Origin of the sequence: Pseudomonas syringae (assembly GCF_021606685.1) — a bacterium.
Classification (GTDB): domain Bacteria; phylum Pseudomonadota; class Gammaproteobacteria; order Pseudomonadales; family Pseudomonadaceae; genus Aquipseudomonas; species Aquipseudomonas syringae_R.
Map to the genome: position 1 here is coordinate 17,977 of NZ_WKCB01000067.1, position 12,263 is coordinate 30,239.

Genomic DNA, 12,263 nt, shown 5'->3' on the forward strand with positions numbered 1-12,263 from the left:
TTAAATATGCCGAGCATCCGTGTCGTGTCTGTGGGTATTGCCCTTCCCGCAGCGCTTGCCCAAGCATAATCAAGGAATCGCCCATGAGCGCCAGCACCACCGCCACTTTGCGTCACGATTGGTCTTTAGCCGAAGTCAAAGCGCTGTTTGTGCAGCCGTTCAATGACCTGTTGTTCCAGGCGCAGACCGTGCACCGCGCGCATTTCGACGCCAACCGTGTGCAAGTGTCGACGCTGCTGTCGATCAAAACCGGCGCTTGCCCGGAAGATTGCAAATATTGTCCGCAGTCGGGCCACTACAACACTGGCCTGGAAAAAGAGAAGTTGATGGAAGTGCAGAAGGTCCTCGAAGAGGCCGCTCGCGCCAAGGCCATCGGTTCGACCCGCTTCTGCATGGGCGCCGCCTGGAAGCACCCGTCGGCCAAAGACATGCCGTACGTGCTGCAGATGGTCAAAGGGGTGAAGGCCATGGGCCTGGAAACCTGCATGACCCTCGGCCGTCTCGACCAGGACCAGACAGAGGCCCTGGCCCAGGCCGGCCTCGATTACTACAACCACAACCTCGACACGTCGCCGGATTTCTACACCAGCATCATCACCACTCGCACCTACAGCGAGCGTCTGCAAACCCTGGCCTACGTGCGCGATTCGGGGATGAAGATCTGCTCGGGTGGCATCCTCGGCATGGGCGAGTCCCTCGACGACCGCGCCAACCTGCTGATCCAACTGGCCAACCTGCCAGAGCATCCGGAGTCGGTGCCGATCAACATGCTGGTGAAGGTGGCCGGTACGCCGCTGGAAAACGCCGAAGACATCGACCCGTTCGACTTCATCCGCATGCTGGCCGTGGCGCGCATCCTGATGCCGCAATCCCACGTGCGCCTGTCGGCCGGCCGTGAAGCGATGAACGAGCAGATGCAGGCCCTGGCGTTCTTTGCCGGCGCCAACTCGATCTTCTACGGCGACAAACTGCTGACCACCGCCAACCCGCAGGCCGACAAGGACATGCAATTGTTCTCGCGCCTGGGGATTTTGCCCGAGGCCCGTGAAGAACACGCCGATGAAGTGCACCAGGCGGCGATCGAGCAGGCGCTGGTGGAGCAAAAGAGCAGCGAGCAGTTCTATAACGCTGTCGTCTGATTGAAATGTAATTCAAATGTGGGAGCAAGCCCCCTCCCATATTTTTTGACCGAGTTGAACCTGTTTAATCGAGGCCTGCATGTCTTTCGATCTCGCCGCGCGCCTCGCTGCCCGCCGTGCCGAACACCTTTATCGCCAACGGCCCTTGCTCCAGAGCCCCCAAGGCCCGGACGTGGTGGTGGACGGCCAGCCGTTGCTGGCATTCTGCAATAACGACTACCTGGGCCTGGCCAATCACCCGCAGGTGATCGAGGCCTGGCGCGCCGGTGCGTCGCGCTGGGGCGTGGGCGGCGGCGCTTCGCACCTGGTGGTCGGGCATGCCACGCCGCACCATGAGCTGGAAGAAGCCCTGGCCGACCTCACCGGTCGCCCGCGTGCGCTGTTGTTTACCACCGGCTACATGGCCAACCTCGGTGCGGTTACGGCATTGGTGGGGCAGGGCGATACGGTGCTCGAAGACCGTCTCAACCATGCTTCCTTGCTGGATGCGGGGCTGCTGTCCGGCGCACGCTTCAACCGCTACCTGCACAACGACGCCGCGAGCCTGGCCAAGCGCCTGGAGAAAGCCACCGGCAATACGCTGGTGGTCACCGATGGCGTGTTCAGCATGGACGGCGACCTCGCAGACTTGCCCGCCCTGGCCCGGGAAACCAAGGCCAAAGGCGCCTGGTTGATGGTGGATGACGCCCACGGCTTCGGCCCATTGGGCGCCAACGGCGGCGGGATCGTCGAGCATTTCGGCCTGAGCCAGGAGGAGGTGCCGGTGCTGGTCGGCACCCTCGGCAAAGCATTCGGCACGGCGGGTGCGTTTGTGGCGGGCAGTGAAGACCTGATCGAAAGCCTGATCCAGTTCGCCCGGCCCTACATCTACACCACCAGCCAACCGCCGGCGCTGGCCTGCGCGACCTTGAAGAGCCTGGAGCTGTTGCGCACCGAACAGTGGCGGCGCGAGCACCTCAACGGCTTGATCCGCCAGTTCCGCCAAGGCGCCGAGCAGCTTGGGCTGGACCTGATGGACAGCTTTACGCCGATCCAGCCGATCCTGATCGGCGACAGCGCCAAGGCGGTGCGCCTGTCGCAGCGGCTGCGCGAGCGCGGGCTGATGGTGACTGCGATTCGGCCACCAACCGTGCCCGCCGGCAGTGCACGTTTGCGCGTGACCCTGACGGCGGCGCACAGCACGGCGCAGGTACAGCTATTGTTAAATGCACTGGAAGCGTGTTTCCGCCTGGAGCCCGACCATGCGTGATCGACTGATATTGCTGCCCGGCTGGGGCCTTGGCGTGTCGCCCCTGGAGCCATTGGCCGCCGCCCTGCAAGGCCTCGACGAGCACCTGCAGGTGCAGATCGAACCCTTGCCGGTACTGGCTTCCAGCGATCTGAATGAATGGCTCGACGAACTCGACGCCACGCTGCCCGACAACGCCTGGCTGGGCGGCTGGTCCCTGGGCGGTATGCTGGCCTCCGAGCTGGCGGCGCGGCGCGGCGAACGCTGTTGCGGCCTGCTGACCCTGGCCAGCAACCCGTGTTTTGTTGCCCATGACGGCTGGCCCAGCGCGATGCCTGCCGAAACCTTCGATGCGTTCCTCGCCGGTTGCCATGCCGACTCCCAAGTCACCCTCAAGCGTTTCGGCCTGCTGTGCGCCAAGGGCGCCGAGGACCCGCGCGGGCTGGCGCGGCTGTTGGTCAGCGGGGCGCCGAACACAGCGTCCAGTGTGTTGATGACCGGCCTTGAGCTGCTCGCGCAACTGGACACTCGCGACGCCCTGCTGGCCTATCGCGGCCCGCAGTTGCATCTGTTTGCCGGGATGGACGGGCTGGTGCCTGCCGAGGCGGCAAGTGACCTGCTGGCGTTGCTTCCCGATGTGGAAATCGGCCTGATTGAACAGGCCGGTCACGCGTTTCTTCTGGAGGACCCCCACGGTGTCGCGGGGGCTATCCAGGCTTTTTTGCATGAGTGTGTCGATGACTGATTTATCCCAGCCGCCCCTGCCAGGTGGCTTGCCGGACAAGCGCCAGGTGGCGGCGTCCTTTTCCCGTGCGGCGGCCAGTTACGACAGCGTTGCCGAGTTGCAACGGGCGGTGGGGCATGCGCTGCTGTCCCGCCTGCCTGCGGCCAGTACGCCGCAACGCTGGTTGGATATGGGCTGCGGCACCGGTTATTTCAGCCGTGTGCTGGGCGAGTTGTTGCCGAGCAGCCAGGGGGTGGCGCTGGATATCGCCGAGGGCATGCTGAACCACGCGCGGCCCTTGGGCGGCGCCGACTATTTTATTGCGGGCGATGCCGAGCGCCTGCCGCTTGCCGATGCGAGTTGCGGGCTGATCTTTTCCAGCCTGGCGGTGCAGTGGTGCGCGAATTTCGACGCGGTGCTCAGTGAGGCCTATCGCGTGCTGCGGCCTGGTGGCGTGTTGGCGTTTGCGAGCCTGTGCGTCGGCACTCTGCAGGAGTTGCGCGACAGCTGGCGCGCCGTGGATGGCAACGTGCACGTCAACCGCTTCCGCACGTTTGAGGCGTACCAACAGCTGTGCGCCGCCAGCGGCCTGCGCGTGCTTAGCCTGGAGCGCCAGCCCCACGTGCTGCATTACCCGGATGTGCGCAGCCTGACCCACGAATTGAAGGCATTGGGCGCGCACAACCTCAACCCCGGTCGCCCGGGTGGCTTGACGGGGCGCGCGCGGATTGTTGCACTGGTGGACGCTTACGAGCAGTTCCGTCAGGCCCAGGGTCTGCCCGCCACTTACCAAGTGGTGTATGCCGTACTGGAGAAACCTCTATGAGCGCTGCGTATTTCATCACCGGCACTGACACCGATGTGGGCAAGACCACCATCGCCGCTGGTCTGCTGCATGCCGCGCGCCACGCCGGCAAAAGCACCGCCGCCGGCAAACCTGTGGCCTCCGGCTGCCAGGTAACGCCCAAGGGGTTGCGCAACGCGGATGCCTTGGCGTTGTTGGCCGAATGCTCATTGCCGCTTTCCTATGCCGAGGTCAACCCGGTCGCGTTCGAACCGGCTATCGCGCCCCATCTGGCGGCACGGGAGGCGGGTGTTGCGCTGACGGTGCAATCGTTGCTCAAGCCGATGCAGCAGATCCTGGCGCGCCAAGCCGACTTCACCTTGATCGAAGGCGCCGGCGGCTGGCGTGTGCCGTTGGCCGATCAGGACAACCTGTCGGACCTGGCCATGGCGCTGCAACTGCCGGTGATCCTGGTGGTGGGCGTGCGCCTGGGCTGCATCAGCCACGCCTTGCTGACCGCCGAAGCCATCGCCCGCGACGGTTTACCCCTGGCGGGCTGGGTGGCGAATATCATCGACCCCAAGACCTCGCGGCTGGAAGAAAACCTCGCCACCCTGGCCGAGCGGTTGCCCGCGCCTTGCCTGGGACGGGTGCCGAAACTCAAGCACGCCTCGGCCGAAGCCGTGGCGCAGTACCTGCAACTGGACCTGCTCGACTGATTTTGGCTATCGCTAAGGCACTATGCCATTAGTGTTTTTGACGGGTGTTTTGCCCGGATGTCTGCTTCAATCAGCGTTCACGATTCTGTAAAGGCAGGCTTAGCCATGGAAATCTCTGGAAGCAGCGCGTTTTATTCGGGGCTGAATACCATTCAGACCGGGCAGAACCGTGTCGACCAGGCCGCCGGCAAAATCGCCAGTGCCGCCACCAGCCAACCTTCCGACGCCCAGAATGATCGCCTGCAGGCGGTCAACCGTGGTCAGCCGACCAACTCTGCGAGCAATATGGTGGAACTGGCCGAAGGCAAGTTTCAAGTCGAGCTGGGCGTCAAAGTCGCCAAGGCCTCGGATGAAATGCTCGGTACGTTGATCGATACCTACGCCTAAATAAATGTGGGAGGGGGCAAGCCCCCTCCCACATTTGTATTCATTCACCCTGATCAATTTCTACACATCCTTTGATGTGGCATCCCGCCGCAGGCCTTGTCGTGCCTGGGGATGACGTGCGTCATGACAAACGGCATCTGACCGACGCTTGACATCACCAGGTCGTAAACGTATGTTTCAAACACCTGTTTGACCGCCACAACAAATCCACGCGGTTGTTCATTCCAGATACATCAGCAGAGGTTTATCGCTATGCCTGACTACAAGGCCCCCTTGCGTGATATTCGCTTCGTTCGTGACGAACTGCTTGGCTATGAAGCGCACTATCAGAGCCTGCCGGCTTGCCAGGACGCTACCCCGGACATGGTCGATGCCATTCTCGAAGAGGGCGCCAAGTTCTGTGAGCAAGTGCTGGCCCCGTTGAACCGCGTGGGTGACATCGAAGGGTGTACCTGGAGCGAGTCAGGCGTTAAGACCCCTACTGGTTTCAAAGAAGCCTACAAACAATTCGTCGAAGGCGGCTGGCCAAGCCTGGCTCACGACGTGGAGCACGGCGGCCAAGGCCTGCCGGAATCCCTGGGCCTGGCCGTGAGCGAAATGGTTGGCGCCGCCAACTGGTCGTGGGGCATGTACCCGGGCCTGTCCCACGGTGCGATGAACACCATCTCCGAGCACGGCACCCCCGAGCAGCAAGAGGCCTACCTGACCAAGCTGGTGTCCGGCGAGTGGACCGGCACCATGTGCCTGACCGAGCCGCATTGCGGCACCGACCTGGGCATGCTGCGCACCAAGGCCGAGCCTCAGGCTGATGGCTCCTACAAAGTCTCCGGCACCAAGATCTTCATCTCGGCCGGTGAGCACGACATGGCCGACAACATCGTCCACATCGTATTGGCCCGCCTGCCGGACGCACCGGCCGGCACCAAAGGTATCTCGCTGTTTATCGTGCCCAAGTTCATGCCGAACGCGGACGGCTCGATCGGCGAGCGCAACGCGGTGAGCTGTGGTTCCCTGGAACACAAAATGGGCATCCACGGTAACGCTACTTGCGTGATGAACTTCGACGCGGCCACCGGTTACCTGATCGGCCCGGCGAACAAAGGCCTGAACTGCATGTTCACCTTTATGAACACCGCTCGTCTGGGCACCGCGCTGCAAGGCCTGTCCCACGCTGAGATCGGCTTCCAGGGCGGCCTGAAATATGCGCGTGATCGCCTGCAAATGCGCTCCCTGACCGGCCCGAAAGCCCCGGACAAAGCCGCTGACCCGATCATCGTGCACCCTGACGTGCGCCGCATGCTGCTGACCATGAAAGCCTTCGCCGAAGGCAACCGTGCGATGGTGTACTTCACCGCCAAGCAAGTGGACATCGTCAAGTACGGCACCGACGAAGACGCCAAGAAACAGGCCGATGGCCTGCTGGCCTTCATGACGCCTATCGCCAAGGCGTTCATGACCGAAGTCGGTTTTGAATCGGCCAACCACGGCGTGCAGATCTACGGCGGCCACGGCTTCATCGCCGAGTGGGGCATGGAGCAGAACGTTCGCGACAGCCGCATTTCGATGCTGTACGAAGGCACCACCGGCATCCAGGCCCTGGACCTGCTGGGGCGTAAAGTGCTGATGACTCAAGGCGAAGCGCTCAAGGGCTTCACCAAGATCGTGCACAAGTTCTGCCAGGCCAACGAGGGTAACGAAGCCGTCCAGGAATTCGTTGCGCCGCTGGCTGCACTGAACAAAGAGTGGGGCGAGTTGACCATGAAGGTCGGCATGGCGGCGATGAAAGACCGCGAAGAAGTCGGTGCCGCCTCGGTGGACTACCTGATGTACTCCGGTTACGCCTGCCTGGCTTACTTCTGGGCCGACATGGCGCGCCTGGCCGCCGAGAAACTGGCTGCCGGCACCAGCGAAGAAGCGTTCTACACCGCCAAGCTGCAAACCGCGCGCTTCTACTTCCAGCGCATCCTGCCCCGTACCCGTACCCACGTGGCAACCATGCTGTCGGGCGCCAACAACCTGATGGACATGAAAGAAGAGGACTTCGGCCTGGGCTACTAAGCCCCGACGAGGTTCATTGAAAAGCCGCCGCTCTCTCGGGAGCGGCGGCTTTTTTGTGGGGAAACACTCAAGGTGCAGGGGTGAAAGGCGCTCCGTCGCAATAGGTATTGCCGGGCAACACTGCCCGTACCGCAATGGCAACGGGGGCAGAGCGAACCAGTTGATTGGTGTTATTGAGCATCGCATAGCTGACGTACATCACACCTCTGCCGATCACGCCCAACGTGGTCGAATAGGGCACGCTCACCGTCTGGCCCAATGTTGGCGCATCCGGTGCCAGCACTACGGACACCGTGACTGCGGGCGCAATGGGGTTCGAACCATCGTCCTGCCGGCTCAACACGCAGTTCACCGTCAATGCTCTGCCGGCAATCAACAGGGTAGAAGGTGGGATAAACACCTGAATAAAGCGGTTCGGATAAGGTGTGTTCAAAGGGTGCGGCGAGTTGCAATTGAGGGCACCGTTGTTCAGGTTTTGCACCTGCGGTGGCAGCAGCGTCATAAGGGTCGAAATATTGAAGATCAGGTTTCTGGCTGGCCCGTTGACTACCGTCGTGCCGCTGGTGACCCTGAACCTGATCGGGGCAGGAACATCGTTGGTGGTAGACCCAGCAAGCGTGACCTGGATTTGTGCGGTCGGGACAATAAACCGTAACGGTAGAGGCTGCCCCGCGTAAACCAGTGCGTTGGTCGTGCTTAAACCAGCCCCCAAAAGGACACTTATCACGTCGCCGATTTGCAAACCGTCGACGCTGTCCAGCCACACCTCCATCCCTCCCTGGCCAGCTTGGTTGATATCCCCCAGGGTCACGGTGTTGTCGGGCGCAATTGCCTGGGTTACACGTGGGGCGGCAATGTTCGAGGGCGTTATGCGCACTGCCACCGTGATCTCAAGGATCAACGAATCCAGCGCTCGCAGACCATTTCGGGTAAGGCAGCGGTAGGTCAGTTGTTGGCGGCCGTTACCACGGGCGCGAATTACGGCCGCCGACACGGGGATAATCCGTTCAGCCGGAAAGTCGGGCAGGGTGATGACAGGCGGTGTGGCATAGGACACCTGCATGTGGCTTGCGGTGTTCCCGTAGTAGGGAACCATACGCAGCGCAACCTCGTTGTTGATCTCTGGATGCTCTGGGATCCGAAACAGAACGGGATCATTGTTGGCCAGGTATTCCTCGGTAATTGTCGCCGTCGCGAGGTTGGCCGGCAGCAGCGGGCGTGGCGGTGTGATGGTCAGGTAGCCAAAAGGCGGGGTTCGTTGAACCCGCAAGGGTGTGCTGGCCGTCGCGCGCAAGACGTTGTCACCGTCGTCGAGGATATAGGTGAGTCGATAATCACCTTCATTGCCCACCCATTGGCGCGGCACCGTCATTTCAAAGGTTCCCGCGGGATATGACGCCAATTGCAGGAAGGCCACCACTTGGTACTCTGCCGGCGGGGGCAATTCAACGTACACCCTGACCGTGGGTCGAGACCCCGCAGGTCCGGGCTGCGGCGGCGCCGGGATCCTCACGCGCAGGTCTCGCGCCGCCGTAGACAGAGGTACCAGGCCGCCAGCGTTGGGGATGGCGTCCACCACGATCAGTGGCGCCAGCCTGGCGATTGCGTTGCGGATCAAAAACAAAGAGCTGGTGCGCACCAGGTCGGTGATTGTGGTTTCCATGGCGGTCATTCCCATCGTGGGTAGAGGGCACTCCTTGGCCCGAATGCACGCTGGGGGGCGAGTGGTACCGATGAGTAAACAAGGCAGTGCCGTTGATTGAAACTGTCAACGTTGACAGTTGACCTGGCTGTGCGAAGGGCGCAGGGCAGCTTGTCTGTTCGGTAATCGGGTAAAAAAATCACAGCGTGGCACTCAGGGATTAGCCCGATCGGCCGTTAAAGTGATGGCAATGTGATACATGCCGGGCGGCTTATGCTTAACTGTCCGCATAAAGGCACAGTGCCACTACTTTTTTGCGGGTTGGAGTTTTACCCTTGTCACGCGTGTCTGCTGTACGGTTCAGTCATTTTTTACCTTCGTTGCTGCTCCTGCTGGCCGGGCTCTCGGCTGCCTACGTCAAGGACCTCAGCGTCTTTTTCACCTCGCTGTTCAATGTGTTGCCGACCCTGGTGCTGTTGCTGGGCGGCTCGTATTGCGCGGTGTATCGCCGCCAGCGTGAACTGTTCCTGATGATCACGGTGTACGTCGCCTATTTCCTGCTCGATACCCAGACCGACTTCTACCGCGACAATGGCCGCGTACGCGAAGACGCGGCGGTAGTGTTCCACCTGTGTTGCTTGTTGTTGCCGCTGCTGTTCAGCATTTATGCGCTGTGGCAGGAGAAGACCCACCTGTTCCGCGACTTTGTCGCACGCGGTGCGGTACTGCTGGCCGTGGGCAGCGTGGCCTTGGCGTTGGAGCAAAGTTATCCCGAGGCGGTGCTCAACTGGCTGGCGGAGATTCGCTGGCCAGCGCTGCATGGCACCTGGATGAGCCTGATCCAGCTGTCGTACCCGATGTTCCTGATCGGCTTCCTCACCCTGGCCACCCAATACTGGTACCAACCGCGCCCTCTGCATGCGGCGCAACTGGTGGGGCTGCTGGGGATGTTCTGGATGCTGCCGCAGACCTTCATCCTGCCGTTTACCCTCAATATCATGTGCAGCCAGGTGATGCTGATGATCGCGGCCGGCGTGGCTCACGAGGCCTATCAAATGGCCTTCCGGGATGAGCTGACCGGCTTGCCGGGGCGCCGCGCCCTCAACGAACGCATGCAGCGGCTGGGGCGCAACTATGTACTGGCTATGAGCGATGTCGACCACTTCAAGCGCTTCAATGACACGCATGGCCATGACGTGGGTGACCAGGTGCTGCGCCTGGTGGCCAGCAAGTTGTCCAAGGTCAATGGGGGCGGGCGGGCCTACCGGTATGGCGGTGAAGAGTTCGCCGTGGTATTCGCCGGCAAGACCCTGGAAGAGTGCATGCCGCACCTGGAAGAAATTCGCGAGATCATCGCCGACTACGACATCAAGCTGCGCAACTCGGACCGCCCCCAGGACGATCAGCAAGGTCGCCAGCGCCGCGCCGGCAGTGGCGCGTCGAGTGTGTCGGTAACCATCAGCATCGGCGTGGCCGAGCGTCAGGTTGAGCAACGTACGCCCGAAGAAGTCCTCAAGACCGCCGACCAGGCGCTGTACGCCGCCAAGGGCGCGGGGCGTAATTGCGTGGTCGCGGCCGGGCAGACCCGGCGGGGCGCGGTGCGCATGGAAAGCGCTGCCGGTTGAGTGATGGTGGTGTATTCAGCGGTTCTACAGTGATTGTTCGGCGCGACGACCGGCAGTAGGTTGAACCCATCTGCTGCCGGAGAAACTGTCATGCCTGAATACAAAGCTCCCCTGCGCGACATGCGCTTTCTGATCGACAACGTGTTTGATTTCCACGGCCACTACGCCGCCTTGGGCGCAACGGACGCCAGCCCGGACATGGTCGGTGCGATCCTCGAAGAAGGCGCCAAATTCTGCGAGAACGTGCTCGCACCGCTCAACCGCAGCGGTGACGAAGAAGGCTGCCATTTCGACAATGGCGTAGTCACTACACCCAAGGGCTTCAAGCAAGCCTTCGCCCAGTACGTGGAAGGCGGCTGGCACGGCGTGGCGGCGGACCCAGCCTACGGTGGTCAGGGCCTGCCGCAATCGCTGGGGCTGGTGCTCAGCGAGATGATCGGCTCCAGCAACACTTCATGGGGCATGTACCCGGGCCTGACTCACGGCGCGATGTCGGCGATCCACGCCCATGGCACCGAGGAACAGAAGGCCACGTTCCTCAGCAAACTCACTGCCGGCGAATGGACCGGCACCATGTGCCTCACCGAAGCCCATTGCGGCACCGACCTGGGCCTGATCAAGACCCGCGCCGTGCCCCAGGCCGATGGCAGCTATGCCGTCACCGGCAGCAAAATCTTCATCTCGGCCGGCGAGCATGACATGAGCGCCAATATCATCCACCTGGTGCTGGCCAAGCTGCCGGATGCACCGGCGGGCACCAAAGGTATCTCGTTGTTTATCGTGCCCAAGTTCCATGCGGAATCGGGTGAACGCAACGCGGTGCATTGCGGCTCCATCGAACACAAAATGGGCATCAAGGGCTCGGCGACCTGTGTGCTGAACTTTGACGGTGCCAAGGGCTTCCTGATTGGCGAGGCGAACAAAGGCCTCAATTGCATGTTCACCATGATGAACCACGCGCGCCTGGGCACCGGCATGCAGGGCCTGTGCAATGGTGAAGCGAGCTTCCAGGGCGCAATCAAATACGCCAACGACCGCCTGCAGATGCGCTCCCTGACCGGCGCCAAAGCGCCGGAAAAAGCCGCCGACCCGATCATCGTGCACGCCGACGTACGGCGCATGCTGCTGACCATGAAAGCCTTCAACGAGGGCAACCGCGCGCTGACCTACTTCACTGCGCAATTGCTCGACACCGCGCACCTGAGCAGCGACGCCGCCCAGCGTCAGGAGGCCGAAGACCTGCTGGCGTTCCTCACGCCCATCTGCAAAGCCTTTATGACCGACACCGGGCTGGAGGTGACCAACCACGGCATGCAGGTATTCGGCGGCCATGGCTATATTCGCGAATGGGGCATGGAGCAACTGGCACGGGATGCGCGGATCGCGCCGATCTATGAAGGCACTAACGGCATCCAGGCCCTCGACCTGCTGGGCCGCAAGGTGCTGGGCAGCCAGGGCAAATTGCTGCGCGGGTTTACCAAAATCGTGCATAAGTTTTGTGCGGCGAATGCCGAGCATCCACAGCTCAAGGGTTATGTGGCGCAGCTCAACACGCTGAACCAGGAATGGGGCGAACTGACGACCAAGGTCGGTATGGCTGCGATGAAAAACCCCGACGAAGTGGGCGCCGCTGCCGTGGATTACCTGATGTACAGCGGCTACGTCATCCTTGCCTACCTGTGGCTGCGCATGGCCATTGCGGCGCAGAGCCACGACGATGCCGAGTTTGCCAAGGCCAAGCTGGCCACCTGCGAGTTCTACTTCAAGCGCCTGCTGCCGCGTACCGCCAGCCACCGCGCCGCTGTGGAGGCTGGCAGCGAATGCCTGATGAGCTTGCCTGCTCAGTTGTTTGCCCTGTAGACCCCGACTCTCCACGGTCTGAATGTGGGAGCGGGCTTGCTCGCGAAGGCGTAGTGTCAGTCAACTGATTTGTTGCTGACACTACGCCTTCGCGAGC

General features: G+C 61.9%; 10 protein-coding genes. 9 read left to right on the forward strand and 1 reads right to left on the reverse strand.

Annotation, left to right across the window (positions count from 1 at the left end; all coding sequences use genetic code 11):
• Positions 1–83 precede the first annotated feature (83 nt).
• From bioB to GIW02_RS21255, 7 genes are all read left to right on the forward strand, one after another.
• On the forward strand, positions 84–1,139 hold the full coding sequence (gene bioB, locus GIW02_RS21225; protein WP_236419991.1) for a biotin synthase BioB: 1,056 nt from the start codon (positions 84–86) through the stop codon (positions 1,137–1,139).
• A 79-nt stretch (positions 1,140–1,218) separates the two neighbouring features.
• Positions 1,219–2,388 (forward strand): 8-amino-7-oxononanoate synthase, encoded by a 1,170-nt coding sequence (gene bioF / locus GIW02_RS21230; RefSeq protein WP_236422052.1) that lies wholly within the window; start codon positions 1,219–1,221, stop codon positions 2,386–2,388.
• Positions 2,381–3,112, forward strand: coding sequence for an alpha/beta fold hydrolase (locus GIW02_RS21235; protein ID WP_236418538.1), 732 nt, complete (start codon positions 2,381–2,383; stop codon positions 3,110–3,112). Before bioF ends, GIW02_RS21235 begins: the two co-directional genes overlap by 8 nt.
• Complete coding sequence (gene bioC, locus GIW02_RS21240; RefSeq protein ID WP_236418539.1) at positions 3,105–3,917, forward strand: malonyl-ACP O-methyltransferase BioC; 813 nt, start codon at positions 3,105–3,107, stop codon at positions 3,915–3,917. Before GIW02_RS21235 ends, bioC begins: the two co-directional genes overlap by 8 nt.
• Positions 3,914–4,594, forward strand: coding sequence for a dethiobiotin synthase (gene bioD / locus GIW02_RS21245; RefSeq protein ID WP_236418541.1), 681 nt, complete (start codon positions 3,914–3,916; stop codon positions 4,592–4,594). Before bioC ends, bioD begins: the two co-directional genes overlap by 4 nt.
• 105 nt (positions 4,595–4,699) lie before the next feature.
• On the forward strand, positions 4,700–4,981 hold the full coding sequence (locus GIW02_RS21250) for a pyrroloquinoline quinone biosynthesis protein PqqE (RefSeq protein WP_116626708.1): 282 nt from the start codon (positions 4,700–4,702) through the stop codon (positions 4,979–4,981).
• A 252-nt stretch (positions 4,982–5,233) separates the two neighbouring features.
• Positions 5,234–7,039: a phenylacyl-CoA dehydrogenase gene (locus tag GIW02_RS21255; RefSeq protein WP_236418543.1), complete on the forward strand. Its 1,806-nt coding sequence runs from the start codon at positions 5,234–5,236 to the stop codon at positions 7,037–7,039.
• A 67-nt stretch (positions 7,040–7,106) separates the two neighbouring features.
• Here GIW02_RS21255 and GIW02_RS21260 read toward each other — a convergent pair whose 3' ends face one another.
• Positions 7,107–8,702: a hypothetical protein gene (locus tag GIW02_RS21260; RefSeq protein ID WP_236418545.1), complete on the reverse strand. Its 1,596-nt coding sequence runs from the start codon at positions 8,700–8,702 to the stop codon at positions 7,107–7,109.
• A 314-nt stretch (positions 8,703–9,016) separates the two neighbouring features.
• Here GIW02_RS21260 and GIW02_RS21265 point away from each other — a divergent pair, with 314 nt between their 5' ends.
• Together GIW02_RS21265 and GIW02_RS21270 are read left to right on the forward strand one after the other, a co-directional pair.
• Positions 9,017–10,306 (forward strand): GGDEF domain-containing protein, encoded by a 1,290-nt coding sequence (locus tag GIW02_RS21265; protein ID WP_236418546.1) that lies wholly within the window; start codon positions 9,017–9,019, stop codon positions 10,304–10,306.
• Between the two features lie 90 nt (positions 10,307–10,396).
• Positions 10,397–12,166, forward strand: coding sequence for an acyl-CoA dehydrogenase C-terminal domain-containing protein (locus GIW02_RS21270; protein WP_236418547.1), 1,770 nt, complete (start codon positions 10,397–10,399; stop codon positions 12,164–12,166).
• Positions 12,167–12,263: the final 97 nt, after the last annotated feature.